Source organism: Campylobacter sp. CFSAN093238, assembly GCF_012898015.1.
In the GTDB taxonomy this organism is placed as follows: Bacteria; Campylobacterota; Campylobacteria; order Campylobacterales; family Campylobacteraceae; genus Campylobacter_D; species Campylobacter_D jejuni.
Genome location: NZ_CP040611.1, coordinates 134,697 through 161,272 on the forward strand (window position 1 = coordinate 134,697; position 26,576 = coordinate 161,272).

General features: G+C 30.9%; 34 protein-coding genes. All 34 read left to right on the forward strand.

The genetic code is table 11. The annotated features are described in order from the left end of the window. Positions 1-13: 13 nt before the first annotated feature. The 34 genes from FBF21_RS00705 to FBF21_RS00870 all read left to right on the forward strand — a co-directional run bounded on the left by FBF21_RS00705 (position 14) and on the right by FBF21_RS00870 (position 26,554). Positions 14-1,375: a COG3014 family protein gene (locus FBF21_RS00705; protein ID WP_002860580.1), complete on the forward strand. Its 1,362-nt coding sequence runs from the start codon at positions 14-16 to the stop codon at positions 1,373-1,375. 9 nt (positions 1,376-1,384) lie between these two features. After that, positions 1,385-1,780, forward strand: a complete 396-nt coding sequence (locus FBF21_RS00710; protein ID WP_002859770.1) for a YcfL family protein — start codon at positions 1,385-1,387, stop codon at positions 1,778-1,780. Beyond that, positions 1,777-2,400, forward strand: coding sequence for a penicillin-binding protein activator LpoB (gene lpoB / locus FBF21_RS00715; RefSeq protein ID WP_002869953.1), 624 nt, complete (start codon positions 1,777-1,779; stop codon positions 2,398-2,400). Before FBF21_RS00710 ends, lpoB begins: the two co-directional genes overlap by 4 nt. Positions 2,401-2,482: 82 nt before the next feature. Then, positions 2,483-3,820, forward strand: coding sequence for a DUF6844 domain-containing protein (locus tag FBF21_RS00720; protein ID WP_002869952.1), 1,338 nt, complete (start codon positions 2,483-2,485; stop codon positions 3,818-3,820). Between the two features lie 9 nt (positions 3,821-3,829). Continuing rightward, positions 3,830-5,032: a CsgG/HfaB family protein gene (locus FBF21_RS00725; protein WP_002869951.1), complete on the forward strand. Its 1,203-nt coding sequence runs from the start codon at positions 3,830-3,832 to the stop codon at positions 5,030-5,032. Between the two features lie 158 nt (positions 5,033-5,190). Continuing rightward, entirely contained in the window at positions 5,191-5,499 is a 309-nt protein-coding gene (rplU, locus tag FBF21_RS00730; RefSeq protein WP_002778820.1) for a 50S ribosomal protein L21, read from the forward strand. A 10-nt stretch (positions 5,500-5,509) separates the two neighbouring features. Then, positions 5,510-5,764: a 50S ribosomal protein L27 gene (gene rpmA, locus FBF21_RS00735; protein WP_002800974.1), complete on the forward strand. Its 255-nt coding sequence runs from the start codon at positions 5,510-5,512 to the stop codon at positions 5,762-5,764. A 106-nt stretch (positions 5,765-5,870) separates the two neighbouring features. After that, entirely contained in the window at positions 5,871-6,908 is a 1,038-nt protein-coding gene (gene obgE, locus FBF21_RS00740; RefSeq protein WP_002869950.1) for a GTPase ObgE, read from the forward strand. Between the two features lie 122 nt (positions 6,909-7,030). Then, positions 7,031-7,786: a glutamate 5-kinase gene (proB, locus tag FBF21_RS00745; RefSeq protein ID WP_002851769.1), complete on the forward strand. Its 756-nt coding sequence runs from the start codon at positions 7,031-7,033 to the stop codon at positions 7,784-7,786. A gap of 73 nt (positions 7,787-7,859) precedes the next feature. Then, positions 7,860-8,777 carry a methionyl-tRNA formyltransferase gene (gene fmt / locus FBF21_RS00750; RefSeq protein ID WP_002859775.1) on the forward strand — a complete coding sequence of 306 codons (918 nt, stop codon included), beginning with the start codon at positions 7,860-7,862 and terminating at the stop codon, positions 8,775-8,777. Continuing rightward, complete coding sequence (locus FBF21_RS00755) at positions 8,740-9,393, forward strand: biotin--[acetyl-CoA-carboxylase] ligase (protein WP_002859776.1); 654 nt, start codon at positions 8,740-8,742, stop codon at positions 9,391-9,393. Before fmt ends, FBF21_RS00755 begins: the two co-directional genes overlap by 38 nt. Beyond that, positions 9,390-10,175 (forward strand): AAA family ATPase, encoded by a 786-nt coding sequence (locus tag FBF21_RS00760; protein ID WP_002851697.1) that lies wholly within the window; start codon positions 9,390-9,392, stop codon positions 10,173-10,175. Before FBF21_RS00755 ends, FBF21_RS00760 begins: the two co-directional genes overlap by 4 nt. Before the next feature lie 5 nt (positions 10,176-10,180). Beyond that, positions 10,181-11,017, forward strand: coding sequence for a ParB/RepB/Spo0J family partition protein (locus FBF21_RS00765; protein ID WP_002859778.1), 837 nt, complete (start codon positions 10,181-10,183; stop codon positions 11,015-11,017). A gap of 60 nt (positions 11,018-11,077) precedes the next feature. Further along, a complete protein-coding gene (locus tag FBF21_RS00770; RefSeq protein ID WP_002859779.1) occupies positions 11,078-11,503 on the forward strand; it encodes a FoF1 ATP synthase subunit B' in 426 nt (141 codons plus the stop codon). Positions 11,504-11,513: 10 nt separating this feature from the next. Next, complete coding sequence (locus FBF21_RS00775; RefSeq protein ID WP_165433011.1) at positions 11,514-12,026, forward strand: F0F1 ATP synthase subunit B; 513 nt, start codon at positions 11,514-11,516, stop codon at positions 12,024-12,026. A gap of 2 nt (positions 12,027-12,028) precedes the next feature. Further along, entirely contained in the window at positions 12,029-12,550 is a 522-nt protein-coding gene (locus FBF21_RS00780; protein ID WP_002851861.1) for a F0F1 ATP synthase subunit delta, read from the forward strand. A 13-nt stretch (positions 12,551-12,563) separates the two neighbouring features. Continuing rightward, entirely contained in the window at positions 12,564-14,069 is a 1,506-nt protein-coding gene (gene atpA, locus FBF21_RS00785) for a F0F1 ATP synthase subunit alpha (RefSeq protein ID WP_002851836.1), read from the forward strand. 8 nt (positions 14,070-14,077) lie between these two features. After that, positions 14,078-14,962 carry an ATP synthase F1 subunit gamma gene (gene atpG, locus FBF21_RS00790; RefSeq protein WP_002860587.1) on the forward strand — a complete coding sequence of 295 codons (885 nt, stop codon included), beginning with the start codon at positions 14,078-14,080 and terminating at the stop codon, positions 14,960-14,962. A 25-nt stretch (positions 14,963-14,987) separates the two neighbouring features. After that, a complete protein-coding gene (atpD, locus tag FBF21_RS00795) occupies positions 14,988-16,385 on the forward strand; it encodes a F0F1 ATP synthase subunit beta (RefSeq protein WP_002852005.1) in 1,398 nt (465 codons plus the stop codon). Positions 16,386-16,388: 3 nt separating this feature from the next. Beyond that, positions 16,389-16,778 carry an ATP synthase F1 subunit epsilon gene (atpC, locus tag FBF21_RS00800; protein ID WP_002851752.1) on the forward strand — a complete coding sequence of 130 codons (390 nt, stop codon included), beginning with the start codon at positions 16,389-16,391 and terminating at the stop codon, positions 16,776-16,778. Beyond that, positions 16,778-17,332 carry a MotA/TolQ/ExbB proton channel family protein gene (locus FBF21_RS00805; protein WP_002854361.1) on the forward strand — a complete coding sequence of 185 codons (555 nt, stop codon included), beginning with the start codon at positions 16,778-16,780 and terminating at the stop codon, positions 17,330-17,332. The genes atpC and FBF21_RS00805 overlap by 1 nt, the downstream gene beginning before the upstream one ends. Positions 17,333-17,340: 8 nt before the next feature. Continuing rightward, the gene (locus FBF21_RS00810) at positions 17,341-17,730 is read left to right on the forward strand and encodes an ExbD/TolR family protein (RefSeq protein WP_002858790.1); all 390 of its coding nucleotides are present in this window, start codon (positions 17,341-17,343) and stop codon (positions 17,728-17,730) included. Positions 17,731-17,732: 2 nt separating this feature from the next. Next, on the forward strand, positions 17,733-18,512 hold the full coding sequence (locus FBF21_RS00815; RefSeq protein ID WP_002869949.1) for a TonB C-terminal domain-containing protein: 780 nt from the start codon (positions 17,733-17,735) through the stop codon (positions 18,510-18,512). A 9-nt stretch (positions 18,513-18,521) separates the two neighbouring features. Further along, positions 18,522-19,730 carry a Tol-Pal system protein TolB gene (tolB, locus tag FBF21_RS00820; protein WP_002904346.1) on the forward strand — a complete coding sequence of 403 codons (1,209 nt, stop codon included), beginning with the start codon at positions 18,522-18,524 and terminating at the stop codon, positions 19,728-19,730. A 76-nt stretch (positions 19,731-19,806) separates the two neighbouring features. Beyond that, positions 19,807-20,304, forward strand: a complete 498-nt coding sequence (gene pal / locus FBF21_RS00825; RefSeq protein ID WP_002851617.1) for a peptidoglycan-associated lipoprotein Pal — start codon at positions 19,807-19,809, stop codon at positions 20,302-20,304. 3 nt (positions 20,305-20,307) lie between these two features. Then, entirely contained in the window at positions 20,308-21,255 is a 948-nt protein-coding gene (locus tag FBF21_RS00830; protein ID WP_002869947.1) for a tetratricopeptide repeat protein, read from the forward strand. Positions 21,256-21,269: 14 nt separating this feature from the next. Then, on the forward strand, positions 21,270-21,839 hold the full coding sequence (locus FBF21_RS00835; RefSeq protein ID WP_002851661.1) for a peptidylprolyl isomerase: 570 nt from the start codon (positions 21,270-21,272) through the stop codon (positions 21,837-21,839). 47 nt (positions 21,840-21,886) lie between these two features. Beyond that, positions 21,887-22,759, forward strand: coding sequence for an ACP S-malonyltransferase (locus FBF21_RS00840; protein WP_230099935.1), 873 nt, complete (start codon positions 21,887-21,889; stop codon positions 22,757-22,759). Further along, on the forward strand, positions 22,756-23,445 hold the full coding sequence (gene pfs / locus FBF21_RS00845) for an aminodeoxyfutalosine nucleosidase (protein WP_002859787.1): 690 nt from the start codon (positions 22,756-22,758) through the stop codon (positions 23,443-23,445). Before FBF21_RS00840 ends, pfs begins: the two co-directional genes overlap by 4 nt. Then, positions 23,442-24,197 carry a tRNA 2-thiocytidine(32) synthetase TtcA gene (locus tag FBF21_RS00850; RefSeq protein WP_002851719.1) on the forward strand — a complete coding sequence of 252 codons (756 nt, stop codon included), beginning with the start codon at positions 23,442-23,444 and terminating at the stop codon, positions 24,195-24,197. The genes pfs and FBF21_RS00850 overlap by 4 nt, the downstream gene beginning before the upstream one ends. A 4-nt stretch (positions 24,198-24,201) precedes the next feature. Continuing rightward, positions 24,202-24,723: a cysteine hydrolase family protein gene (locus FBF21_RS00855; RefSeq protein ID WP_002785057.1), complete on the forward strand. Its 522-nt coding sequence runs from the start codon at positions 24,202-24,204 to the stop codon at positions 24,721-24,723. Beyond that, on the forward strand, positions 24,723-25,337 hold the full coding sequence (recO, locus tag FBF21_RS00860; protein WP_002851895.1) for a recombination protein RecO: 615 nt from the start codon (positions 24,723-24,725) through the stop codon (positions 25,335-25,337). The genes FBF21_RS00855 and recO overlap by 1 nt, the downstream gene beginning before the upstream one ends. Then, complete coding sequence (ybeY, locus tag FBF21_RS00865) at positions 25,334-25,741, forward strand: rRNA maturation RNase YbeY (protein ID WP_002851664.1); 408 nt, start codon at positions 25,334-25,336, stop codon at positions 25,739-25,741. Before recO ends, ybeY begins: the two co-directional genes overlap by 4 nt. 123 nt (positions 25,742-25,864) lie before the next feature. Beyond that, positions 25,865-26,554, forward strand: a complete 690-nt coding sequence (locus tag FBF21_RS00870) for a hypothetical protein (protein WP_002904351.1) — start codon at positions 25,865-25,867, stop codon at positions 26,552-26,554. Positions 26,555-26,576: the final 22 nt, after the last annotated feature.

Consider the following 26,576-nt stretch of genomic DNA (forward strand, 5'->3'; position numbering starts at 1 on the left):
AGAAAGGAATTTAATGAAGATAAAAGTTGGGTTGATTTTTTCAGGTATTGTTTGCCTTTTTTTAACAGCTTGTGTTAATCAGGTTAAACAAAATACAACATTTGAAAATACTTTAACACAAAAATATTGTGGTGATGATTTTTTCAATCAAAATTTAGAAAAAATTAAAAAAAATGATGATGTCATTTATACAGGATTAAATGCAGGTTTGATTGCTAGAAATTGTGGTGATTTTAATAAAAGTAATGTATTTTTTGATGCTGTAGAAGAATCTTATAAATATGATGTGGATTTAGAAAATGTAAGCCCTAAAGCAACTAAATTTGTTGGTACAACCTTGCTTAATGATACTATAGTAGATTATGATGGTTCTTTATATGAAAGAATTATGGTTAATATATATAAAGCTCTAAACTATATGGAAGAAGATGATTATGAAAATGCAAGAGTTGAGTTTAATCGTGCTTTAATGCGTCAAGATAAGGCAAAAGAATATTTTGCTAAAGAAATTGAAAAAAATCGTGCTGATTTAGATAAGGCAAAAGAAGATAAAAATTATGATAAAAATATGAATGAAAATTCAAAAGTTATAGAAGAGCAATATGACAACTTATTTAAAGAATTTGATACAACAAAAAATTTCATAAATCCTTATGCGACTTATCTTGCTTCAATATTTTTCTTTATGGATAAAGATTATAGAAAAGCTGCAGATTTATTTAGAGAAGTAGCTATTATTTATCCAAAAAACAAAACTATCAAAAAAGAGGCTAAAATTTTTAAAGAATATGCCACAAAAATAAAAGTCAAAAAAGCTAAAAAATATGTTTTTGTAGTTTATGAAAATGGATTTGGTGTAGTTAAGGATGAATTTGCTTTAACCTTACCTTTTATAGTGGATAAAAAAATTATTAGCACAAATATTGCTTTACAAACCTTAAAAAAAAGGGAAGCTTCTTTTGCAAATTTAAATATAAATGGTCAAAATACAAATGATTTTGTAGATTTAGACAATATTGTCGCTACTGAATTTAAAATAAATATGCCTGCAATGATTGCTAAAGCCTTAGCTCAAACTATAATTAAAACCACTTTAAATGTAGCTGTTGCAAATAATGACTCTACAGGTGGATGGCTAAGTCTTGCAACAGCAGTAGCAACTGCTGCAACCAATAAAGCTGATGTGCGTTCTTGGAGAGGTTTACCAAAAAGTATTGCCATAGCAACAATAGAAAACGACGGAAATTTAGAAATCAAAGATCCACAAGGCAATATTTTGTTTCAAAAATCATTGGATAAAAATAAAAATGCTCTTGTGATAGTGCGTTCTTTTGCTCCGTATTTACCCGCAAGTGTTGCTATCATGGAAAAATAAGGCTAAAAGATGAAAAAAAATATTTTATTTATTTTAATGTTTTTACTTAGTGCTTGTGCACCAAGTTATCAAATAAATTCAAATCAAAATACTGTAATTTTAGGTTCAAATTTACCAAAAAGTTTAGTAAAACAATTTCAAAAGCGTATAAATAGCAATGGTTATTTAGAATTTGAAGTGATTTTACGCAGTACTTTTGCTAAAGATGTAATTTATAAAGTGGATTGGTTAGATAAAGATGGTTTTGTGCTAAGAGATGTTTTAAATGAGGACTATCAAGCCCTTAGAATTCCAGCAGGACAAGAGGTAATTCTTCGTAAACTTGCATCTGATACAAGAGCGAAGGATTTTAGATTAGAAATTAAAGCAAAAATTAATCTCATTTGTAGGAAGGATAAATCATGAAAAAAACAAAAATTTTAGGAACAGCTCTTATTGGAGCTTTGCTTTTTAGTGGTTGTGCGCAAACAGCTTATACAGATGGAAAGGCAAGTCAGGTAAAAAAAGGCGATGCTTTAACCTTGGGTCTTGATAGACAAGATTTTGAAAGTGCAGCTGAAACTATGATAAATAGTATGTTAAGCGATCCTGCTTTTGCAAATATTAAACCAGGTACAAGAAAGGTTATTGCTATTGGTAGGGTTGTGAATGATACCCCGCAAAGAATCGATACTGAAAAACTCACCGCAAAAATCACTTCTGCATTAAGAAAATCAGGTAAATTTGTTCTAACTTCAGCAGTTGCTGCAGGCGGAGCACTTGATAGCATGAGTGAAGATGTAAGAGAATTAAGAGATAATGATGAGTTTAATCAAAAAACCATAACAAAAAAAGGGACATTGGTATCGCCTGATTTTTCTCTTGCGGGTAAAATTAGACAAGATAATGTAAAACTTAGCAATGGTAAAACTCAAGTAGAATACTTTTTCTTGCTAAGACTTACTGATCTAACATCAGGTTTAGTTTATTGGGAAGATGAGCAAACTATTGATAAAACCGGTTCTAGTAAATCAGTTACTTGGTAAAATAAAAATTAATTTATGAATAAATTTTTTTAGCTCAAGTGTTTAGCTTGGGCTTTTTTTATGATTTTTAAAAGGATACGAAATGAAAAAAATATTATTTATCGGCTCTTTAGTTATGGCAAGTTTACTTTATGCACAAGGTTCCCAGCCTGTAGAAATTACACAACAAGATATAAATATTCAAAATGAAATGTCTGACGCAAGTACTAAGGATATTACCCCAAAATCAATTGAAGATTTTTTTGAAGAATTTGCCGATAATTTCGGTATAGAATATGGTATAACCAAAGATGGAAAAACTTTTTATACAGGAAAAAGTACTGTTGCTGTAAATGATACTGATCCACAATTTGCACAAGCTTTACAAAATGCTTATCAAAAAGCAATGTTAAATTTACAAAGCGAATTTATAAGAGATGCTTTTGGAAGAATTGCTACAAGCAAGATTCAAAATTATGAAGCAGACAATTCTACTAATGCTAAGGAATTTGATGAATTGCCAAAAGGTGATAAGGTTGATCAAATTTTAAATAAACTTACACAATTAGCTGGTGCTCAGCTTGATAAGGCATTAAAAGATTTAGGTATAGATACAAATTCTTTAAGCGAAGACAGAAAAAAGACTTTATTAAAGCAAGAATTTCTTAATAAAACTATGACAAATGCCATAGGTTCTATGAGTGGACTTGTTCCTGTGCAAACTATAGTTACACAAAGAAGAGGTGAGTATGATGTAGGTGTTATTGCTATTATTTCCAATAAAACTCGCCAATTAGCAAAAGATATGGCACTAGCAAGACAGAGTGCTATTAAGGGTAAAGGCAAGGCAATAAGTGAGTATCTGCCAAAAGATACAAAAGGCTTTTTAAATGAATATGGAATTCGCTTAGTTTATGATGAAAATGGTGCACCTATTATTTTAAGTTATGGAAACTGGGGTTATGTAGCAGATCCTAGCAATGCTAAAAAAACAAATATTTTAGAAGATAGAGCCAAAGAAACAGCACTTACTATGGCTGATGCTGCTATTATAGAGTTTATTAATACAAATTTAAGTCTTAAAGATGAAAGAACAACTGGTGATACTTACGAGGAAATCATCAAACAAAGTATTAATGTTAATGATAGTTCCACTCAAGAACAAACTCAAAACATAACAAATATTATTGACAAAGTAAATAGTAAAATAAAAGCAAGCGCAAGCGGTAAAATTCGTGGTATTCGTACTCTTAAAAAATGGAGCTATACAAGTGAAAATGGTATTGAACATGTAGGAGCTGTGAGATTTTATTCTTATGAAAATTTAGCTAACACAAATGAGGCTTTAAATTCAAAGTCAAATGCAACAAAAAATGAAGCTAAAAAATCTTCTAGCATACAAAGAAGTTCTAATGTTGTAAATAGCATGGATGATTTTTAAAGGTAAAAGATGAAAATAATTAAAATTCTTTTTTTAGGCTTATTTTTAAGCCTAAGTCTTAATGCTAAAGTTATAACCACAACTTCAACAAAATCAAGCACAGGTGAAGGCACAGGCTTGACTAGGGAAGATGCGATAAACAATGCCATTATAGAAGCTATAGGAAAAATGAGTGGAGTAAGCATCAATTCTCTTAAGAAATCTAACACTAGCGTTTCAACTGATAATTCAGGTTCAAATATACAAGATAATTACAGCGAGCAAATTTCAAAAGCCACCAAAGGTAGAGCTGATACTTATGAAATCAATAGTGTTGAACAAGATGCAAATGGTAAATATACAGCCAATGTAACGATTTTTAAAACCACAACAACAAAAAAGTATCAAGCTCCAGGTTTAAGTGCAGATAATAGAAGAAGTATTACTGTTTTTGATTCTACTCCAGATGCTGCAAAAAGAGGTATAGGCTCAGCTTTGCAACAAAAAATCATTTCTGATTTATTGCAAAGTCGTAAATTTAATGTTTTAGACCGTGATTCTAGTGGCTATTATGAAATGGAAAAAGCTTTAATCAAAAGTGGCGACGCAGCTAGCGATGAAGTTTATAAACTTAAAAATGTGTTAGCAACAGATTATATTTTATTGTTTTCTATTTCAGGACTTGAAGGTAAACAAAAAACAAGCAATTTAACAGGAAAAAGCAAAACTGAAATTGAAGTTATCGTAGATTATCGTGTGCTTTTATTTGCTACAAGACAAATTAAATTTTCTAATACTTTAAGCATGAAAGTCAATCTTAAAGACAATAGTCTTAGTGCCAATGAAGCTACACTCAAACAAATTGCAAACCGCATTTCAGGAGATATTTTAAATGCAATTTATCCTTTAAAGGTTGCAGCTGTTGAAAACAATGAAGTAATATTTTCTCAAAGCTTAAATCAAGGTGATGTTTATGAATGTTTTGCTCTTGGGAAGGTTATAAAAGATACTTATACAAAAGAAAATACAGGAAGAGTAGAAAGCAAAACAGGAAGTATTGAAATCACTCGCACAAGCCCTAAATTTTCTTATGCAAAAATCACAGAAGGTAGTGTAAAAGTGGGCGATATTTGCAGACCTTTAAGTAATACTGGTAGTGGAAATGGCTACACTATAGGTCGTGATGCAAATTATCAAACCCAAGAAGGCGGCGGAGTAAATCTAGGCTTTTAAATTTTTAGAGTTTGATTTTTCTCAAACTCTAAACTCTTTCTTAAATTCATCAAAAATTAAAGAAAAATTTTGTAAAATCGAAATTTTATTAAACCACTAAAGCTTTTAAATCCGTTATTACGGTGCTTTATGGTACTACCAATTTATAAGGAAAAGCAATGTATGCTATTATCAAACACAGCGGAAAGCAATACAAAGTAAGTGTTGGCGATGAGCTAAAACTAGATCACTTTGAAGCTGAAAGCAAAGCAAGTATTGAAGTAAGCGAAGTTCTTGCTATCAATGATAAAGAATTAAAGGTAGGTGCGCCTTTCGTAGCAGGTGCAAAAGTTGTTTTGGAAGTGATCAATCACGGAAAAGATAAAAAAGTTGTGATTTACAAAAAAAGACGCAGAAAAGATTCTAAACTCAAACGCGGTTTTAGAAGACAATTTACTCGCGTTGTAGTAAAAGATATTAAAGCTTAAGGAGTAAAGAATGGCACACAAGAAAGGTCAAGGTTCAACTCAAAATAACCGCGATTCCATAGGTCGTCGTTTAGGTGTTAAAAAATTTGGTGGCGAGTTTGTTAGAGCTGGAAATATTATCATCCGCCAAAGAGGAACTGCAACTCATGCAGGTAACAATGTAGGCATGGGAAAAGATCATACTATCTTTGCTCTAATTGATGGTTTTGTAAAATTCGAAAGAAAAGACAAAGATAGAAAAAAAGTTTCTGTATATCCTGCATAAGTTTTTAGGACGCTTTTTAGCGTCTTGAAAACTTTAAATTTATAAATTTAACTTCTTTTATTTACTCAAATTTAGCTTTATAAATTTAAAGTCAAAGGCAATTTAAATGTTTATTGATAGTGTTAAAATTACTTTAGCTTCAGGCGATGGTGGCAAAGGTGCTGTAAGTTTTCGCCGTGAAAAACATGTTCCACTTGGTGGCCCTGATGGAGGAGATGGTGGAAATGGTGGTGATATTATTTTCGTATGTGATAATAATACCCACACTCTTGTAAATTTCAAAGGCAAAAGAGAATTACGCGCGCAAAATGGTGCTGGTGGAATGGGACGCAATAAAAATGGCAAAAAGGGTGAAAATTTAGAACTTATAGTGCCCGAAGGAACGCAAGTTATCGATGTACAAACCAATGAAATTTTACTTGATCTTACCAAAGAAGGACAAAGAGAGCTTTTTTTAAAAGGTGGAAAAGGTGGACTTGGCAACACCCATTTTAAACACGCCACCAATCAACGCCCCGATTACGCACAACCTGGTATAAAAGGAGAAAGTCGCTTAGTCAGACTTGAACTTAAACTTATTGCCGATGTAGGGCTTGTGGGCTTTCCAAATGTGGGAAAATCTACTCTTATAAGCGTTGTTTCAAATGCAAAACCTGAAATTGCAAATTATGAATTTACCACCCTTACTCCAAAACTTGGACTCGTAGATGTAGATGAGTATAATTCCTTTGTTATGGCTGATATTCCAGGGATTATCGAAGGAGCAAGTGTGGGTAAAGGCTTAGGACTTGCCTTTTTAAAGCACATAGAAAGAACGAGCTTTTTACTTTTCGTGCTAGATCCTATGAGGCAAATGCCTTTAAAAGAACAATTTATAGTACTAAGAAAAGAACTTGAAAAATTTTCCAATGAACTTTTTGGGCGTAAATTTGGCATCATGATTTCAAAAAGTGATAGTGTTCGTTTAGGAGAGGAATTTGCTGAGCAAATTGCTTTAAACATTAATGAGTTAGACAATTATCTCAAAGAAATAAATAATCCACAAAGCTTTTTAATCAAAGTCTCAAGCCTTGAAAAAACAGGACTTAAAGAACTTAAATTCATGCTTTTAGAAGAAATTAAAACTTTAAGAAATAACAAATAAAAATTTTAACAATCTAGGAAGTGTTTTATATTAAAAATTTCAAACACTCCCTATTTTTTCAAAAAATAACTAGTTTATATGAAATTTTGGCTAAAATTATAAAAATTTTTCAAGGAATAAGCATGAAAAGAATAGTTGTTAAAGTGGGTTCTCATGTGATTAGCGAAGAAAACACTTTAAGTTTTGAGCGTCTTAAAAATTTAGTCGCATTTTTAGCTAAACTCATGGAAAAATATGAAGTAATTTTAGTAACCTCGGCGGCTATTTCGGCAGGACACACCAAACTAGATATCGATAGAAAAAACCTTATTAATAAACAAGTTTTAGCTGCTATTGGACAACCTTTTTTAATCAGTGTTTATAACGAGCTTTTAGCCAAATTTAACAAACTAGGCGGACAAATTTTACTTACAGGCAAGGATTTTGACTCTAGAAAAGCTACCAAACACGCAAAAAATGCTATCGATATGATGATAAATTTAGGAATTTTGCCTATTATCAATGAAAATGACGCTACAGCTATAGAAGAAATTGTCTTTGGTGATAATGATAGTTTAAGTGCTTATGCTACGCATTTTTTTGATGCGGATTTGCTTGTGATTTTAAGCGATATTGATGGATTTTACGATAAAAATCCTAGTGAATTTAGTGATGCAAAGCGTTTAGAAAAAATCACTCATATTAAAGAAGAATGGCTACAAGCAACCATAAAAACAGGTAGTGAGCACGGAACAGGTGGTATAGTAACCAAACTTAAGGCAGCTAAATTTTTACTTGAACACAATAAAAAAATGTTTTTAGCAAGTGGCTTTGATTTAAGTGTGGCAAAGACATTTTTATTAGAAGATAAACAAATAGGTGGAACTTTGTTTGAGTGATTAATTTATTAAATTCTCTTTTAAAATCAAATAAGCTATAATTAAAACTTTTAATTTCACACAAAGCGAAAAAATGAAAAAAATTATTTTTATGGGCACTCCATCTTACGCAACTTGTATTTTAAAAGCACTAGTAGAAAATGAAAATTTTAAACTCGTAGCACTTTTTACTCAGCCTGATAAAGCCGTAGGTAGAAAGCAAATTTTAACTCCAAGTGATACTAAGGCTTTTTTAAGTCAAAATTATCCTAGTATTCCTATTTTTACTCCAAGTTCTTTAAAAGATAAAAATATTATAAGAGAGATTAAGGATTTAAATCCTGATTTTATCGTTGTTGCTGCCTATGGAAAAATTTTACCTAAAGCCATTTTGGATTTAGCGCCTTGTGTGAATTTGCATGCTTCTTTACTTCCAAAATACCGTGGTGCCAGTCCGATCCAAAGTGCGATTTTAAACAAAGATGAAAAAAGTGGAGTTTGCACCATGCTCATGGAAGAAGGGCTTGACACAGGTGCTATACTTGAAAGCTTAGAATGTGATATAAAAGATAAAAATTCAAGTGAAGTTTTTGAACTTTTAGCAAATTTGGCCGCTAAGCTCATCCTCTCTACTCTTTTAAATTTCGATAAAATCACCCCTAAAAAACAAGAGGAAAGTCTAGCAACACTTTGTAGAAAAATCAAAAAAGAAGATGGGCTTATAAATTTGCAAAATGCAAGAGAACTTTATCAAAAATATCTAGCTTTCACCCCTTGGCCTGGAGTTTTCTTGGAAAATGGACTTAAATTCTTAGAACTTGAACTTGTGGATGAATTAAAACAAAATGCTAAGATGGGTGAAATTTTAGAATTAGAAAAAGAAAGTTTTTTGCTTGCTTGCAAACAAGGAGTTTTGCGTATTAAAAAACTTCAAGAAAGTGGAAAAAAAGCTCTTGATGGCAGGACTTATTTAAATGGAAAAAGGCTTAAAAGTGAAGATAGTTTGTGTTGAAAGTATAGACTCAACTCATCTTTTTTTATGCGAGCAAATACGCAATGGAAAGATTGATGAAAATTTTGCTATTTATGCTTTAGAACAAACAAATGGAGTTGGAAGTAGGGAAAATTCTTGGCAAAGCTCTAAAGGAAATTTACATCTTTCTTTTTGTATTAAAGAAGAAGATTTACCAAAAGATTTACCTTTAGCTTCTGTGAGTATTTATTTTGCTTATTTACTTAAAGAAGTTTTACAAGAAAAAGGTTCTAAAATTTGGCTTAAATGGCCTAACGATCTATATTTAGATGATAAAAAAGCTGGAGGAGTTATAAGTGCTAAAATTTCAAATTTTATCATAGGCGGTATGGGTTTAAATCTTAAATTTGCACCCCAAAATACAGCTTTATGCGATATAGAAATTTCGCTTAAAGATTTAGTGAGTGAGTTTTTGCAAAAAGTAGAAAAAAAAATTTTATGGAAGAATATTTTTAGCAAGTATATGTTAGAATTTGAAAAATCAAGAAAATTTAGCGTCCATCATGAAGGTAAAGTTTTTTCACTTGAAAATTCTTTTTTGTACGAAGATGGTTCAATTTTACTAGGCGATAAAAGGGTGTATAGTTTAAGATGAGCGAAATTATTACAATAGCAAATCAAAAAGGTGGAGTAGGAAAGACTACAACAGCAGTAAATTTAGCCGCTTCTTTGGCTGTGGCTGAAAAAAAAGTACTTTTGATTGATGTTGATCCACAAGCTAATGCGACTACAGGGCTTGGTTTTAATCGTAATAATTATGAGTATAATATTTACCATGTTTTTATAGGAAGAAAAAAGCTTTCAGATATTATTTTAAAAACAGAATTGCCACAACTTCATTTAGCTCCTTCAAATATAGGTCTTGTAGGTATAGAACAAGAGCTTGCTAAAGGTGAAAATAATGAGAAAAAAATGTTACTTAAAAATCAAATTCAAGAAGTAATTGATGAGTATGATTTTATTATTATTGATTCTCCACCTGCTCTTGGAAGTATTACTATAAATGCTTTTGCAGCAAGTGATAGCGTAATTATCCCTATACAGTGTGAATTTTATGCGCTTGAGGGTGTAGCTATGGTTTTAAATACAATTAAAATTATCAAAAAAACTATTAATTCTAAACTCAGGGTTCGTGGATTTTTACCGACAATGTATAGCTCTCAAAATAATCTTTCTAAAGATGTTGTAGATGATTTGAAACAAAATTTTAAAAAACAACTTTTTACTATTAATGGAAACGAAGATGACTTTATTGTGATCCCTCGCAATGTAAAACTTGCAGAAAGTCCAAGTTTTGGAAAGCCTATAATTCTTTATGATATTAAATCGCCAGGTTCTGTTGCTTATCAAAATTTGGCGTATTCTATATTAGGATAATTATAATGGGGTTAAATAAAGATAGGGGTTTAAGTAGTTTAATCAGTGATATGGATACTGTTTATAGCAAAGAATTGGGTTTTGATAAAAATCAAAGCACTATGATAGAAATTGATCAAATTTCACCCAATCCATTTCAGCCAAGAAAGAATTTTGATCAAGAAGCTTTAGATGAGCTTGCTAATTCTATCAAAGAATTTGGACTTATTCAGCCTATTATTGTATTTAAAAAAAATAATAAATTTATTTTAATTGCTGGGGAACGTCGCTTAAGAGCAGTGAAAGCATTAGGAAAAAAAGAAATTCTAGCTTTTATTGCTGATATTGATGAGAATAAACTTAGAGAATTGGCTCTTATTGAAAATATACAAAGAGAGAATTTAAACCCTATTGAACTTGCTAATTCTTATAAGGATTTGATGCAAGTTCATAAGATTACTCAAGAGAATTTAGCAGAACTTATTCATAAGTCTCGTACTCAAATAACAAATACTTTAAGACTTCTGAATTTAGATATTAGAACTCAAGAGTTGATTGCTTCTGGAAAAATTTCTCAGGGTCATGCTAAAGTTTTGGTTGGTTTAGATCAAAAAGATGAAAAAATGTTGGTTGATAGCATAATAGGTCAAAAACTTAATGTTAGAGATACTGAAAAAATAGTTAAAAAAATAAAAAATAATGAAAGCTTACCTAATCAAGAATTTGAAGATGAAATAAAAAAATTAAAACAAATACTAAATCGCTTTGGATTTGACTGCAAAAATAAAAATAATGATTTTGTAATTCATTTAGAAAATATTGATAAAATTAAAAAATTAATCAAAATGCTTGAAAAGTTTTAACCAAAATCTTAGCTTTTTTATGGTAAAATAGTCCTTCAAAAATTCTAACCAAGGAGAATTATGTTTGAAGATATGCATCCTTCCATAATGCTTGCTACTATAGCTATTTTTTTGGCTATGATAGTTATTTTAAATAGTATGCTGTATAAGCCGCTTTTAAAATTTATGGATGAAAGAAATGATTCTATAAAAAATGATGAGAATAAAGTAAAAGAAAATTCTCAAGAAGTTTTATGTGTGAATGATGAATTAGAAGTTATTCATATTAACACTAGAGAAGAAATTCAAAAAATCAAACAAAGTGCTATAGCTGCTGCTAAAGAAGAGGCAGAGCAAATTCTTAGAAGCAAGAAAGAAGAATTAGAAAGAAAAATGGCCAGCTTTTATGCAGATTTAGCTATTCAAAAAAAAGAGTTACAAGAACATTTAAACATACATTTACCTGAGCTTAAGCAAGCTTTGCAAAATAACATAAAGAAAATTTAAGAGGAGAGAAATGAGTAAGTTATTATTTATTATATTTTTGCTACCTTTGTATGCTTTTGGTGCATCAAACGGTAGTGGAGAATATGATATTATTCCAAGGACTATTAATTTTCTAATTTTTGTGGGTATATTGTATTATTTTGTTGCAACTCCATTTAAAAATTTTTACAAAAACCGTATTGTAAAAATTTCTTCTAAACTTGATGAAATTCAAAAAAAACTTTTAGAAAGTAAAGCTAAGAAATTAGATACGATGAAAAAACTTGAAGAAGCTAAGGCAAGTGCTGCTGCCGCTTTAATTACAGCAAAAAAAGAAGCTGAAATTTTAGTTCAAAATACTAAGAAAGAGACTCAAGATGAGTTAGATTTACTTCAAAAACATTTTGAGGAACAAAAAGATTATGAATTTAGAAAAATGGAAAAAGAATTAGTATCAAATACTTTAAATGAAATTTTTTCTGATCCAAATATGACATTAAAACAGAGTGAAATAATAGAACTTATGATGAAGAAGGTATCTTAAATATGGAAAATATAATTGCAAGAAGATATGCAAAAGCGATAGCTTCAAGAGCTGATATAAATGATTTTTATCAGAATTTGTGTATTTTAAATTCTGCTTTTGTTTTGCCAAAATTTAAAAATATTATAGAATCTAATGAGATTAAAAAAGAAAGAAAAATGGAATTTCTTGATTCTTTTTTTGATATTAAAAATTCTAGTTTTCAAAATTTTTTAAGACTTTTGATTGAAAATTCAAGATTAGAATGCATTCCTCAAATAGTTAAAGAACTTGAAAGACAAAAAGCTTTTAAAGAAAATATTTTTGTTGGTATTGTATATTCTAAAGAAAAATTAAGTCAAGAAAATCTTAAAGATCTTGAAGTCAAACTTAACAAAAAATTTGATGCAAATATTAAACTAAATAATAAAATCAGTCAAGATGATAGTGTTAAAATAGAATTAGAAGAATTAGGTTATGAACTTTCTTTTTCTATGAAAGCTCTTCAAAATAAGCTAAACGAATATATATTGAAAATTATCTAAGGAGAAAAAGTAAATGAAATTTAAAGCTGATGAGATCAGTTCAATAATCAAAGAAAGAATTGAAAATTTTGATTTAAATCTTGAAATTGAAGAAACAGGAAAGATTATTTCTGTAGCTGATGGTGTTGCTAAGGTATATGGACTTAAGAATATTATGGCTGGAGAAATGGTAGAATTTGAAAATGGTGATAAAGGAATGGCCTTAAACCTTGAAGAGTCGAGTGTAGGTATTGTTATACTTGGAAAAGGAGAAGGTTTAAAAGAAGGTGCTTCTGTAAAAAGACTTAAGAAATTACTTAAAGTTCCAGTAGGTGAGGCTTTGATTGGCCGTGTTGTAAATGCTTTAGGTGAGCCAATTGATGCTAAAGGTGTGATCAATGCTAATGAATATCGTTTTGTTGAAGAAAAAGCAAAAGGTATTATGGCGAGAAAAAGTGTTCATGAGCCTTTACATACAGGAATTAAAGCTATTGATGCGCTTGTGCCAATTGGTCGTGGTCAAAGAGAGCTTATCATAGGTGATAGACAAACAGGTAAAACTACTGTTGCTGTTGATACCATTATATCTCAAAGAGGTCAAGGAGTTATCTGTATATATGTTGCAATTGGTCAAAAGCAAAGTACAGTGGCACAAGTGGTTAAAAGACTAGAAGAACATGGTGCTATGGAATATACTATTGTTGTAAATGCCGGTGCTTCAGATCCTGCGGCTTTACAGTACTTAGCTCCATATACTGGTGTAACCATGGGTGAATTTTTTAGAGACAACGCAAAACATGCTTTAATTGTTTATGATGATTTGAGCAAGCATGCTGTAGCTTATCGCGAAATGTCTTTGATTTTACGTCGTCCTCCAGGTCGTGAAGCTTATCCAGGCGATGTTTTTTACCTTCATTCAAGATTGCTTGAAAGAGCAAGCAAGCTAAATGATGAATTAGGTGCTGGTTCTTTGACGGCATTGCCGATAATTGAAACACAAGCAGGAGATGTTTCTGCTTATATTCCAACTAATGTTATTTCAATTACAGATGGACAAATTTTCTTAGAAACTGATTTATTTAACTCAGGAATTCGTCCTGCAATTAATGTTGGTTTATCAGTATCTCGTGTAGGTGGGGCTGCTCAAATTAAAGCTACAAAACAAGTTTCAGGCACATTAAGACTTGACCTTGCTCAATATAGAGAGCTTCAAGCTTTTGCACAATTTGCTAGTGATTTAGATGAGGCAAGTAGAAAACAACTTGAACGTGGACAAAGAATGGTTGAACTCTTAAAACAACCACCTTATTCTCCGCTTAGCGTTGAAAAACAAGTAGTTTTAATTTTTGCAGGAACCAAAGGTTTCTTAGATGATATTGCTGTTTCTAGAATTAAGGAATTTGAAGATGGAATTTATCCTTTTATTGAGGCAAAACATCCAGATATTTTTGAGCAAATTCGCTCTAAAAAAGCTTTAGATTCTGATTTGGAAGAAAAACTAGCTAAAGCCATTAATGAGTTTAAAGCAAATCATTTATAAGGTCTTTTATGTCTAATTTAAAAGAAATTAAAAGAAAAATTAAAAGTGTTCATAACACTCAAAAGACTACAAATGCTATGAAGCTAGTTTCTACTGCTAAGTTAAAAAAAGCAGAAGAAGCAGCTAAAAGATCAAAAATTTATGCACAAAAAATCGATGAAATTTTGAGTGAAATTTCATTTCAGATCAATAAAATTGTTCACAATGAAGATGATGTGCGTTTATCTTTGTTTCATAAAAAAGAACAAATTAAAACCGTAGATTTAATATTTATCACTGCAGATAAAGGCTTATGCGGTGGTTTTAATATTAAGACTTTAAAAACAGTAAGTGAAATGCTAAAAGAATATGAAGCAAAAAATATTAATATTCGTCTTAGAGCTATAGGTAAAACTGGGATTGAATATTTTAATTTTCAAAAAATAGAATTGTTAGAGAAATATTTCCATCTTAGTTCTAGTCCTGATTATGAGAAAGCATGTGAAGTAATTCATGCTGCTGTAGATGATTTTTTAAATGGAAATACAGATGAAGTGATTTTAGTTCATAATGGTTATAAAAATATGATTACCCAAGAACTTAAAATTAATCATCTTATTCCAGTTGAGCCAAAGAGTATTGAACAGACTCATAATTCTCTTTTAGAGCTTGAACCGGAAGGAACTGAGCTTTTAGAAGATTTAATGAAAACGTATTTTGAGTATAATATGTATTATGCGTTAATCGATTCTTTGGCGGCAGAGCATAGCGCAAGAATGCAAGCTATGGATAATGCAACTAATAACGCAAAGGCAAGAGTGAAACAACTAAATTTAGCTTATAACAAAGCAAGACAAGAATCCATTACTACTGAGCTTATAGAGATTATCAGTGGTGTTGAATCAATGAAATAGTAAAATTTTAAGGAGAAGATAAATAATGCAAGGATTTATTTCACAGGTATTAGGTCCGGTTGTTGATGTAGATTTTAACGACTATTTACCTCAAATTAATGAAGCAATTGTTGTAAATTTTGAAAGCGAAGGAAAAAAACATAAACTTGTTTTAGAAGTAGCAGCTCATTTAGGAGATAATAGAGTTAGAACTATTGCTATGGATATGACAGATGGTTTGGTAAGGGGCTTAAAAGCTGAGGCTTTAGGTGCTCCTATTAGTGTTCCTGTTGGTGAGAAAGTTTTAGGAAGAATTTTCAATGTTACTGGAGATTTGATCGATGAAGGTGAAGAAATTTCTTTTGATAAAAAATGGGCAATTCATAGAGATCCACCAGCTTTTGAAGATCAAAGCACAAAAAGTGAGATTTTTGAAACAGGGATTAAAGTTGTAGATTTACTTGCTCCTTATGCAAAAGGTGGTAAAGTAGGTCTTTTTGGTGGTGCAGGTGTTGGTAAAACTGTTATTATTATGGAGCTTATTCACAATGTTGCATTTAAGCATAGCGGCTATTCTGTATTTGCAGGTGTGGGTGAGAGAACTCGTGAAGGAAATGACCTTTATAATGAAATGAAAGAAAGTAATGTTTTAGACAAAGTTGCTCTATGTTATGGACAAATGAATGAACCACCAGGGGCAAGAAATCGTATTGCTTTAACAGGTTTAACAATGGCTGAGTATTTTAGAGATGAAATGGGTCTTGATGTGCTTATGTTTATTGATAATATCTTTAGATTTTCACAATCAGGTTCTGAAATGTCAGCACTTTTAGGAAGAATTCCATCAGCTGTGGGTTATCAACCAACCTTAGCAAGTGAAATGGGTAAATTCCAAGAAAGAATTACTTCAACTAAAAAAGGCTCAATCACTTCAGTTCAAGCTGTTTACGTTCCAGCTGATGACTTAACAGACCCAGCTCCAGCAACTGTTTTTGCTCACTTAGATGCTACAACGGTTTTAAATAGAGCTATTGCTGAAAAGGGTATTTATCCTGCAGTTGACCCACTTGACTCAACTTCAAGAATGCTTGACCCAAATATCATTGGAGAAGAACATTATAAAGTTGCTCGTGGTGTTCAATCAGTGCTTCAAAAATACAAAGATTTACAAGATATCATCGCCATTTTAGGTATGGATGAGCTTAGCGAAGAGGATAAACTTGTAGTTGAAAGAGCAAGAAAGATTGAAAAATTCTTATCACAACCATTTTTCGTTGCAGAAGTTTTCACAGGTAGCCCAGGAAAATATATAAGCCTTGAAGATACAATAGCAGGATTTAAGGGAATTTTAGAAGGTAAATATGATCATTTACCAGAAAATGCTTTCTATATGGTTGGAAATATAGATGAAGCTATTGCAAAAGCGGATAAATTAAAAGGTTAATTTATGAACGATTTGATTAATTTCGAGATAGTTACGCCTTTGGGTGTAATCTATCAAGGAGAAGTAAAATCTGTTACTTTACCGGGTAGTGAAGGAGAATTTGGCGTGCTTAAAGGACATGCTGCTTTGGTTTCTTCTTTAAAATCTGGAGTAATTGATATTGAAAAAGCTGATTTAAACCATGAATTAATTGCTATTGATGCTGGACATGCAAAGGTAGATGAAGATAAGATTTGCGTGTTAGCAAAGGGTGCGGTTTGGGTTTGTGGAAGTGATGAAAGTGAGATTGAAAAAAATCTTGCTCAAGCAAAAGATTTGATTAAATCTATGAGTTCTGATAATGCAGCTTTAGCAGCAACTTTTTCAAAACTTGATAATGCAAGGATGCATTAATGAATTTTGAAGCTATATTTCATTTTTTCAATAGTTCAAGTATTATTACTTATATAGTTTTATTATGGCTTTCTTTATATTTTATTTTAGCATTTAGTATTTTGTTTGCTAGATTGACTTATTTGGCTACATGGAGAAATAAGGAAAAAGAAAGTTTAGAAACTTTGCTCTTGGGTGAGAAGGATTTAAGTCGTACTGATTCGATTTTAAGAAAGTGCAATGATACAACTTCAAATCATTTAGAAATCTATAAAAATTTAGCAAGTCGCCGCGCTTCTGCTGGACTTACTTGGCTTAGTATTATTGCTTCAACTTCACCTTTTATAGGTCTTTTTGGGACAGTTATTTCTATACTTGAAACTTTTGGTGGGCTTGGAACTCAAAATTCTTTAAGTATCATAGCTCCTAAAATCAGCGAGGCTTTAGTTGCTACAGGTTGTGGTATTTTAGTAGCAATTCCTGCTTATACATTTCATCTCATCATTAAAAGAAAAGCTTTTGAACTTTTAAGCATTATTGATAGCGAGATTAAAGTTATAAGTTCGAGTAAATAAGGTTAAAAATGCCATTTGATGATGAAAAACCTGAACTTAATATCACACCTTTAGTAGATATTATGCTTGTATTGCTTGCGATTTTAATGGTAACAGCTCCAAGCATTACTTATGAAGAAAAAATTAATCTTCCACAAGGTAGTCAAAAAAATACCAGCACTCCAACTGTTAAGAGTTTAATTATTAGTATTAATGCAAAAAAAGAAATTTTTTTAAATCAAGAAAAATACGATTTTATAAGTTTTGCTGACAATCTTGCTCAAAGAAAAGCACAATTTAATACCGAAGATCCGGTTTTTATACGCGCTGATAAAAGCTTAAAATATGACGATGTTATTTCAGTCTTAAGAAGTGTAAAAAATTTAGGATTTAATAAAGTTGCTTTACAGACTGAATAATCATGAAAAATTATAGTTTGAGTAATTTAAATTCGTTTTTACTTGCTTTAGCAATATATATTAGTATAGTAATTCTTGTTTTTTTTAGACTTGTAAGCGAGGTTGAACCTGCTATACAATATACTGATATAAAAGATAGTTTTGTAGATATTGAACTTGCTGAACCATCAAAACAAGTTATTACTCAAAGCAACACTCCTAAAGAAATACAAAAACCAACAGAGCAAATTGATATAGAAAAGCTTTTTGCTCAGACTACAAATAAAACAGTTAAAACTGAAGATATTGACCAAAAGGCAAGTAATTTTAATGAGCTTTTTGGAAATATTAAAGAAATACAAGAAGAAAAGACTACAAAAATTCAATCAAGTGCTAAATCAGGAGCTTCTAGTGCCGCAAAACCTCAAGCTTCTGAACTTGTAAAACAACTTAATGATAGTTTACTTCAAGAAGAAAGTTCAACGCAAGGCGAAAGCACAAAGGCGCAAAAGATTGGAATTTATGATGAATTTTTAGGGAAAGTTGTGCGTATTATCACTCAAAGATGGACTCAGTATTATCCAAATAGTGAAAAAATTTCTGTTAAGGTAAAAATTTTTATTGATGAAAATGGAAAATTTGGCTATACTTCAGTTGAAAAAAGTGGGAATCCTTTATATGATGCTAAAGTGGCTGAATTTTTAGAAAGTCAAAAAGGTAAATTTATTACTTATCCTCCGCAAAATAAAAATATAAGCATTACCATGAATTTAAGAGATGAAGTAAAAGTTAAAAATGATTAGGAGAAAAAAATGAAAAAAATTGTAGCAATTTTTTTAGTCTTTTTAGGAAGTCTTTGGGCAGAAGATCCAGTGATTGATGTTGTTAATTCTGGTGTAGTTTTACCAAAGATTATTGTTAAAGACAATTCAAATTTAAGTGATGAGAATTTAAAGAAAAGCTTTTATAATATCATTGTGAACGATTTGAAAGTAAGTTCAAACTTTGAAGTTGTTGCTAATGCAACTGAGACAAGTAATTATACTTTTGAATACACTTTAAATAAAAATGGTAACACTTTGAGTTTAAATGTAAAAATAAAAGCTGGCGGTTCTGATAAGTCAGAGCAAACTTATACTTTAAATGGTTTAGAGCAATATCCATTTTTGGCACATAAAAGCGTCAAAGCTTCTGTAAATGCGTTAGGACTTGCACCTGTTGATTGGATGGATCATAAAATTTTGATCGCGAGAAATTCTAGCTCTAAAAAAAGTCAAATTATTATGGCTGATTATACTTTAACTTATCAAAAAGTTATTGTTGATGGTGGGCTTAATTTATTTCCAAAATGGGGAAATAAAGAACAAACTCTATTTTATTATACAGCTTATGATCATGATAAGCCAACTTTATACCGTTATGATTTAAATACCAATAAAGCTAGTAAAATTTTATCAAGTGGCGGTATGGTTGTAGCAAGTGATGTGAGTGTAGATGGAAGTAAACTACTTGTTACCATGGCTCCAAAAGATCAGCCTGATGTTTATTTATATGACTTAAATACCAAAAATCTAACACAATTAACTAATTATTCTGGTATTGATGTTAATGGAAATTTTATTGGCTCAGATGATAGTAAAGTGGTATTTGTAAGCGATCGTTTAGGATATCCTAATATTTTTATGCAAGATTTAAATAGCAATAGTGCTGAACAAGTTGTTTTTCATGGTAGAAACAATTCGGCTGTTTCGACTTATAAAGATTTTTTGGTTTATTCAAGTCGTGAACCAAATCAAGCAGGTGTTTTTAATATTTATTTGATGTCAATTAATAGTGATTATATTCGTCAACTTACAGTAAATGGAAAAAATTTATTTCCAAGATTTTCTAGTGATGGTGGAAGTATAGTATTTATCAAATATTTAGGTGCGCAAAGTGCTTTGGGTGTTATTCGTGTAAATGCAAATAAGACTTTTTATTTTCCTCTTAGGGTTGGAAAAATTCAATCAATTGATTGGTAAAAATTTCAATTTTAGGTCAAAATTAATTAAAAATTAGATATAATAATAAGAATTTATTAACTTTGAAAGGTCATAAATGAAAAAAATTCTTTTTACTTCAATCGCAGCTCTTGCAGTTGTTATTAGTGGTTGTAGCACAAAAAGCACTAGCGTAAGCGGTGATAGTAGTGTTGATTCAAATCGTGGTTCAGGTGGAAGTGATGGTTGGGATATTGATTCAAAAATTTCTCAACTTAATGATACTTTAAATAAAGTATATTTTGATTTTGATAAATTCAACATTCGTCCTGATATGCAAAATGTTGTAAGCACAAATGCTAATATTTTTAACACTGAAGTAAGCGGTGTAAGTATTACTGTTGAAGGAAACTGCGATGAGTGGGGAACCGATGAATATAACCAAGCTCTAGGTTTAAAAAGAGCAAAAGCTGTAAAAGAAGCTTTAATCGCTAAAGGTGTAAATGCTGATAGAATTGCTGTTAAAAGCTATGGAGAAACAAATCCTGTGTGTACTGAAAAAACTAAAGCTTGCGATGCGCAAAACAGACGTGCTGAATTTAAATTATCAAGATAATTAATGAAAAAAATATTCACAGTAGCTCTTCTTGGAGCTACTTTACTTTATGCAGAAAGCTCAGCTTTTGGTGCAGGAGATATAACAAGCAATTCTTCTTATGGTTTAACTTCAAATGAAAAATTATTTAAAGAAAAGTTAGATAATTTAAATAATGAAAATATACAAACAAATGCTAGAATTAATGAAATTAACGAAAGAATCGAGGGTTTACAAAGCACTTTAGAAGGTATAAATTCTCAATATGCCAAATCAAATTCTAGATTAAGTCAAGTTGAAGAGAATAATCAAAATATTGAAAATAATTTTACTAGTGAAATTCAAAAATTAAAGGCTTATGTTGAAGAAAGTAGAAAAATTCAAGAAGCTAATAATAAGCAAGTAAAAAAAGTTTTAGCCGAACTTAGTTTTTTAGTAGATGCTATTAATGCAAATTATGTTTCTAAAAACGAATTAAATGATGCAAATTTAAGCGTTAAAACTATTACACCTAGTGTTGTTGTTTCAACTACAGATTCAAATAGTACCATTGAAAACAATAATACTCAAAATACCCAAGATGATAAAGCAAAACAAATTGATGAATCTTGGAAAAAGAAAAAAAATAATGAAATTTTAGAATTAGCGATAAAAGATGTTGATAAAAATGCTTTTGAAGATTCCAAAGCAAAATTAAATTTTCTCATAACAAAGCAGTATAAACCTGCAAGAGCAAATTTTTGGTTAGGGGAGATCGAGTATAAACAAAAAAATTATAACAATGCTATTGTTTATTATAAAAAAAGTTCTTCTTTGAGTACAAAAGGAGATTATTTCCCAAAACTTTTATATCATACTGCCATTTCATTGGATAAAACAGGTGATACAAAAACAGCAAATGGTTTTTATAAAGCTTTAAAAACTAATTATCCAAATTCACCCGAAGCAAAAGCTTCACCTAATAGAAAATAAATTAAGGAGATAAAATGGCTATAGAAAAAAATAGTGTAGTTTCAATGTTTTATGAGTTAAAAGATGCAAATACAAATGAAGTTTTAGAATCAAATTTATATTCTCAACCTATTTCTTTTATTTTAGGCAAAGGTCAGATTTTAGAAAGCTTAGAAGAAGAAGTGATGAAGCTTGATTGCCCTAGCAATGCTGATGTGGTAATTAAAAAAGAAAAAGGTTTAGGCGAATACGATGAAAATGCGGTTCAAACTTTACCAAAAGAGCAATTTGCAGGTATTGATTTAAAAGTAGGTATGGAACTTTTTGGCGAAGGTGAAAATGGCGAAACCGTTCGTGTAACTGTAAAAGAAATTGGTGAAAATGATGTGACAATTGATTATAATCACCCTTATGCAGGTCGTGATTTGCTTTTTTCTTTAAATATCGTAGATGCTAGAGCTGCAAGTGAAGATGAAATTCTTACAGGTATTATCGCAGGAAGTCATAGTTGTGGTTGTGGAAGCGGACATGGGCACGATCATCATCACGGACACGGACATGGTGGCGGCGGTTGCTGTGGTGGCGGTGGTTGCGGTTGTCATTAATGAAGACTGCGTTTATATTTCCAGGTCAAGGCTCACAAAGTCTTGGCATGGGAAAAGATTTTTATGAAAACTCTATAAAAGCCAAAGAACTCCTTCAAAACGCAAGTGATTTTTGTAAGATTGATTTTAAACATTTGCTTTTTGAAGAAAACGAAAAACTCAATCAAAGTGAATTTACTCAACCCGCCATCGTTTTAAATTCCTTAATGGCTTATAGTGTTTTACTTGAAAAAAAACCTGATCTAAGTTCGAAATTTGCTTTAGGGCATTCTTTGGGAGAATTTTCAGCCTTAGCTGTTAATAGTGCTTTTGATTTTTTAGAGGCTCTTTCTTTGGTCAATAAAAGAGGACTTTTTATGCAAGAAGATTGTGCAAAAGTTGAAGCAGGTATGATGGTGGTTTTGGGGCTTGATGATGAAAAGGTTGAAGAGCTTTGTCAAAAAGCACAAAAAGAAAACAAGCAAATTTTCGCTGCAAATTATAACTGCGATGGACAAATCGTTGTAGCAGGTTTAAAACCTGATTTAGCAAGTTATGAAAGTGTATTTAAAGAAGCAGGAGCTAAAAGAGCTATGCTTTTAAATATGAGCGTGGCAAGTCATTGTCCTCTTTTGGAAAATGCTTCAGCTAAGCTTTGTGTGGAGCTTGAAAAGGTATTAAAACCAAATTTTAAAGCCGTAATTTCTAATGCAAATGCCAAAATTTATACAAGCAAAGAAGAAGCCCTTGAGCTTTTAAAAGCACAACTTATCTCTCCTGTGCTTTATAAACAAAGCATTAAGGCATGTGAAAATGAAGTAGATTATTTCATAGAATTTGGCGCAAGTGTGCTTAAGGGTTTGAATAAAAAAATCACTTCAAAAGAAACTTATGCTTTAACAAATATGAATGATATTGATGAATTTTTAAAGGTTGTATGATGAAAATAGCAATTTTAGGAGCCATGAGTGAAGAAATCACTCCTTTACTTGAAACACTTAAAGATTATACGAAAATAGAACACGCTAACAATACTTATTATTTTGCAAAGTATAAAAACCATGAACTTGTTTTAGCGTATTCTAAAATTGGCAAGGTAAATTCTACTCTTAGTGCTAGTGTGATGATAGAAAAATTTGGCGCACAAGCTTTGCTTTTTACAGGAGTTGCAGGTGCTTTTAATCCTGAACTTGAAATTGGTGATTTGCTTTATGCAACAAAATTAGCTCAATACGATCTTGATATTACCGCTTTTGGGCATCCTTTGGGTTTTGTTCCAGGTAATGAAATTTTTATCAAAACCGATGAGAAATTAAACAATCTTGCTTTAGAAGTTGCTAAGGAATTAAATATCAAACTGCGTGCAGGCATTATTGCAACGGGTGATGAGTTTATTTGCGATGAAGCAAAAAAAGCAAAAATCAGAGAAATTTTCAATGCTGATGCTTGTGAAATGGAAGGCGCAAGTGTGGCTTTGGTTTGTGATGCCTTAAAGGTGCCTTGTTTTATCTTAAGAGCTATGAGTGATAAAGCAGGGGAAAAGGCTGAATTTGATTTTGATGAATTTGTGATCAATTCAGCTAAAATTTCAGCCAATTTTGTGCTTAAAATGTGCGAGAAATTATGATAAATCTTAGCAAAAAACTTATACGCCAAGTTGCACAAGCTAATGCTAAATTTGGACTTATTAAAGATGGAGATAGGGTTCTTTTAGGGCTTAGTGGCGGGAAAGATTCTTTGGCTTTAGCCCATCTTTTAAATCGTATGCAAGCTCATGCTCCTTTTAAATTTGAACTTGAAGCGGTAACTTTGAGTTATGGCATGGGCGAGGATTATTCTCATCTTCATGCACATTGTGAAGAACACGGCATTAAACATAGCGTGCTTGATTCAAATATTTATGAAGTTTCAGGCGATACCATAAGAGAAAATTCAAGTTTTTGTAGTTATTTTTCGAGAATGCGTCGTGGAGCTTTATATACTTACGCTCTTGAAAAAGGTTTTAACAAGCTTGCTATAGCCCATCATTTAGATGATGCAGCAGAAAGCTTTTTTATGAATTTTATTCATAATGGAGCTTTAAGAACCTTAGCGCCTATTTATCAAAGCAAACGCGGTATAACTGTGATACGCCCTTTGATTTTTGTGCGAGAAAGACAGCTTAGGGATAATGCTACGCAAAATGAACTTAGCGTGATAGGAAATGAATTTTGTCCTGGTATGAAACTCAGTGAAAAAAATGTAAAATTTCCACACGCTAGAGAAGAAGCTAAACAGCTTTTAGCAAATTTAGAAAAAGATCATCCTAAGCTTTTTACAAGTTTAAAAACCGCTTTTGCCAATTTACACACGGAGAGTTTTTGGCTTCAAAAGGCATAAAAGCATGAAAAAAGCTTTTGTTTTAGTGGATTATCAAAATGATTTTATTGATGGAAGTTTAGGTTTTGATAAGGCTTTAAAAATCAAAGAAAATATTCTTAAAGCCTTAAATCAAATCGATTTTAATAACACGCATTTGCTTTTAACCTATGATACGCATGATGAGCATTATCTACAAAGTAAAGAAGGTTTAAATTTGCCTGTAAAACATTGCATTAAAGAGAGTTTGGGTTGGCAAATGCCAAAGGAATTTGAACCTTTTTTACAAAAAGCTCATAAAATTTTTTATAAAAATACTTTTGGTAGCTTAGAATTAGCTAATTTCATACAAAAAAGTGATTATGAAGAACTTCATTTTGCAGGGCTTGTTTCTCATATTTGTGTGTTTTGTAATATTATTTTAGCTTTTGGTGCTAAGCCTAATGCAAGGATAATTTTACACCAAAATTTAAGTGCAAGTTTTGATGAAAATTTAGAAAAATCCGCTTTTGATATACTTAGGGCTTATGGTATTGAAATTGTTTAATGCAAGGCTTTATACTTCATACTCAAAAAGTTAAAGATGAGGATTTGATTGTTTATATTTTAAGTCCTAAAATGCTTATTAAGGCTTATCGTTTTTATGGACTTAGACATTCTAGTATTTTAAGCGGCTATAAAATCGACTTTGCTTTAGAAGAAAATCCTAGTTTTTTACCAAGACTTAAAGATGTATTGCATTTGGGATTTTTATGGATTATGCAAAGGGATAAAATGCTTATTTGGCAAGAATTTATCCGTCTTTTATATAGGCACTTAAAAGATGTAGAAGAGCTTGATAGTTTTTATTTTGATTTACTTGATGAGTGTGTGAAAAGGTTTGAAAAACAAAATCCAAAGCGTGTTATTGTTGATGCTTATTTAAAAATTTTGGAATTTGAAGGAAGATTGCATAAAGATTTTTTTTGTTTTGCCTGTGATGAGAAAATTCAAAATTCCATTACATTGCTAAGGGCTTTTTTACCTTCGCATTCTCAATGTGCTTTAGGATTTGAGTTTGAAGAGAAAAAACTAAAACAATTTTATAGTAGTAAAAATTGTGCGATTTTTGATGATGAAGAAATAGAAAATTTATATCATTTGATTAAGGAAGGTTTATGATATTAAGTGATGAAAAATGTGATTTTTTAGAATCTATAGCAAGTTTTTTAAGTCCTAAAGATGTGGAGCTTGTCTTTGTGGATAGTAAAGAAATGCAAGAAATTAACTTAGAGCAAAGAAAACAAGATAAAACCACTGATGTACTTTCTTTTCCACTTGAAAATATCGATGAGAGTTTGCCTTTGGGTTCTGTTGTGATCAATGTGGATTTGGCAAAAGAAAAGGCTAAAGAGTTAGGGCATAGCTATGAAGAAGAAATAAGCTTGCTTTTTATCCACGCTATGCTTCATTTGTTAGGTTTTGATCATGAAAATGATAATGGAGAAATGAGAGAAAAAGAGAAAGAACTTATAGAGCATTTTAATTTACCTAAAAGTTTGATTGTAAGGACTTTGGAAGATTAAGTAAGATTTTTTTCAAGGGCTAGAAGACTTGCGCTTTATATTTTAAATATATGAGTAAAAATATTAAAAAAAATCATTTTTGCCGATTTACTTTAGAATAAAATTTATTCCAAGGTGATAAAGATGATAGTATTTCCTCTAAGCTCTTTTAATAGATATTTTGGAAACAATCCTTTGCAAACACTTACCAAAATAAGAGATGAAAGTATTGAAAATGGAAATCCCGAGCTTACAAAAAAACAAAGAGAAGAATTAGGTAATGATTTGATAGATTTGTATAAGATTTCTAAAAAATTCAGCGATAAAATAGAATTAGTCGAGGGTTCAATAGAAGATAAGCTTAGAAACAATGAATTACTAGAATCAGAAGTTAAAAATTTATTTCAATGGATGGATGAAAATGCTAAACACCCTCGTTGGATGCATATTGATGGCGTGAGTTATGATGAAGCTTATGTTAAAATTTTTCACACAAGCAAAAGTATAGATGAATTTAAAGAAAAATATCTTGAGCTTCAAAAAAAATATTTTGTTGATTTTAACAATATTGATTCATCGCAGAAAAAACTGCAAGAAACTTCAGAAGAAGACAAAAAAGCTTTCAAACCTATACAAGTAGAAAGTAAAAGCGAAACCTACAAAGATGATAATAAAATGAATGAGCTTTTAAGAAAACTACTAGAAACTAAATTTGGCACAAGCGATGAGCTAGAAATTCTTTTTGGTATGAATTTTAGCAATGATAATGCAGGGGAATTTAATAAAATTCTTTCTCAAAACACTTCAGCAAAAATTATAGATATTAAGGCTTAAGATTTTTTAAATTATAAAAATC

What these genes read in the sequence shown, in the direction of transcription:
- FBF21_RS00705 (WP_002860580.1), top strand. Translation starts at nt 14, where the DNA reads ATGAAGATAAAAGTTGGGTTGATTTTTTCAGGTATTGTTTGCCTTTTT.
- FBF21_RS00710 (WP_002859770.1), top strand. Translation starts at nt 1,385, where the DNA reads ATGAAAAAAAATATTTTATTTATTTTAATGTTTTTACTTAGTGCTTGT.
- lpoB (WP_002869953.1), top strand. Translation starts at nt 1,777, where the DNA reads ATGAAAAAAACAAAAATTTTAGGAACAGCTCTTATTGGAGCTTTGCTT.
- FBF21_RS00720 (WP_002869952.1), top strand. Translation starts at nt 2,483, where the DNA reads ATGAAAAAAATATTATTTATCGGCTCTTTAGTTATGGCAAGTTTACTT.
- FBF21_RS00725 (WP_002869951.1), top strand. Translation starts at nt 3,830, where the DNA reads ATGAAAATAATTAAAATTCTTTTTTTAGGCTTATTTTTAAGCCTAAGT.
- rplU (WP_002778820.1), top strand. Translation starts at nt 5,191, where the DNA reads ATGTATGCTATTATCAAACACAGCGGAAAGCAATACAAAGTAAGTGTT.
- rpmA (WP_002800974.1), top strand. Translation starts at nt 5,510, where the DNA reads ATGGCACACAAGAAAGGTCAAGGTTCAACTCAAAATAACCGCGATTCC.
- obgE (WP_002869950.1), top strand. Translation starts at nt 5,871, where the DNA reads ATGTTTATTGATAGTGTTAAAATTACTTTAGCTTCAGGCGATGGTGGC.
- proB (WP_002851769.1), top strand. Translation starts at nt 7,031, where the DNA reads ATGAAAAGAATAGTTGTTAAAGTGGGTTCTCATGTGATTAGCGAAGAA.
- fmt (WP_002859775.1), top strand. Translation starts at nt 7,860, where the DNA reads ATGAAAAAAATTATTTTTATGGGCACTCCATCTTACGCAACTTGTATT.
- FBF21_RS00755 (WP_002859776.1), top strand. Translation starts at nt 8,740, where the DNA reads ATGGAAAAAGGCTTAAAAGTGAAGATAGTTTGTGTTGAAAGTATAGAC.
- FBF21_RS00760 (WP_002851697.1), top strand. Translation starts at nt 9,390, where the DNA reads ATGAGCGAAATTATTACAATAGCAAATCAAAAAGGTGGAGTAGGAAAG.
- FBF21_RS00765 (WP_002859778.1), top strand. Translation starts at nt 10,181, where the DNA reads ATGGGGTTAAATAAAGATAGGGGTTTAAGTAGTTTAATCAGTGATATG.
- FBF21_RS00770 (WP_002859779.1), top strand. Translation starts at nt 11,078, where the DNA reads ATGTTTGAAGATATGCATCCTTCCATAATGCTTGCTACTATAGCTATT.
- FBF21_RS00775 (WP_165433011.1), top strand. Translation starts at nt 11,514, where the DNA reads ATGAGTAAGTTATTATTTATTATATTTTTGCTACCTTTGTATGCTTTT.
- FBF21_RS00780 (WP_002851861.1), top strand. Translation starts at nt 12,029, where the DNA reads ATGGAAAATATAATTGCAAGAAGATATGCAAAAGCGATAGCTTCAAGA.
- atpA (WP_002851836.1), top strand. Translation starts at nt 12,564, where the DNA reads ATGAAATTTAAAGCTGATGAGATCAGTTCAATAATCAAAGAAAGAATT.
- atpG (WP_002860587.1), top strand. Translation starts at nt 14,078, where the DNA reads ATGTCTAATTTAAAAGAAATTAAAAGAAAAATTAAAAGTGTTCATAAC.
- atpD (WP_002852005.1), top strand. Translation starts at nt 14,988, where the DNA reads ATGCAAGGATTTATTTCACAGGTATTAGGTCCGGTTGTTGATGTAGAT.
- atpC (WP_002851752.1), top strand. Translation starts at nt 16,389, where the DNA reads ATGAACGATTTGATTAATTTCGAGATAGTTACGCCTTTGGGTGTAATC.
- FBF21_RS00805 (WP_002854361.1), top strand. Translation starts at nt 16,778, where the DNA reads ATGAATTTTGAAGCTATATTTCATTTTTTCAATAGTTCAAGTATTATT.
- FBF21_RS00810 (WP_002858790.1), top strand. Translation starts at nt 17,341, where the DNA reads ATGCCATTTGATGATGAAAAACCTGAACTTAATATCACACCTTTAGTA.
- FBF21_RS00815 (WP_002869949.1), top strand. Translation starts at nt 17,733, where the DNA reads ATGAAAAATTATAGTTTGAGTAATTTAAATTCGTTTTTACTTGCTTTA.
- tolB (WP_002904346.1), top strand. Translation starts at nt 18,522, where the DNA reads ATGAAAAAAATTGTAGCAATTTTTTTAGTCTTTTTAGGAAGTCTTTGG.
- pal (WP_002851617.1), top strand. Translation starts at nt 19,807, where the DNA reads ATGAAAAAAATTCTTTTTACTTCAATCGCAGCTCTTGCAGTTGTTATT.
- FBF21_RS00830 (WP_002869947.1), top strand. Translation starts at nt 20,308, where the DNA reads ATGAAAAAAATATTCACAGTAGCTCTTCTTGGAGCTACTTTACTTTAT.
- FBF21_RS00835 (WP_002851661.1), top strand. Translation starts at nt 21,270, where the DNA reads ATGGCTATAGAAAAAAATAGTGTAGTTTCAATGTTTTATGAGTTAAAA.
- FBF21_RS00840 (WP_230099935.1), top strand. Translation starts at nt 21,887, where the DNA reads ATGGGAAAAGATTTTTATGAAAACTCTATAAAAGCCAAAGAACTCCTT.
- pfs (WP_002859787.1), top strand. Translation starts at nt 22,756, where the DNA reads ATGATGAAAATAGCAATTTTAGGAGCCATGAGTGAAGAAATCACTCCT.
- FBF21_RS00850 (WP_002851719.1), top strand. Translation starts at nt 23,442, where the DNA reads ATGATAAATCTTAGCAAAAAACTTATACGCCAAGTTGCACAAGCTAAT.
- FBF21_RS00855 (WP_002785057.1), top strand. Translation starts at nt 24,202, where the DNA reads ATGAAAAAAGCTTTTGTTTTAGTGGATTATCAAAATGATTTTATTGAT.
- recO (WP_002851895.1), top strand. Translation starts at nt 24,723, where the DNA reads ATGCAAGGCTTTATACTTCATACTCAAAAAGTTAAAGATGAGGATTTG.
- ybeY (WP_002851664.1), top strand. Translation starts at nt 25,334, where the DNA reads ATGATATTAAGTGATGAAAAATGTGATTTTTTAGAATCTATAGCAAGT.
- FBF21_RS00870 (WP_002904351.1), top strand. Translation starts at nt 25,865, where the DNA reads ATGATAGTATTTCCTCTAAGCTCTTTTAATAGATATTTTGGAAACAAT.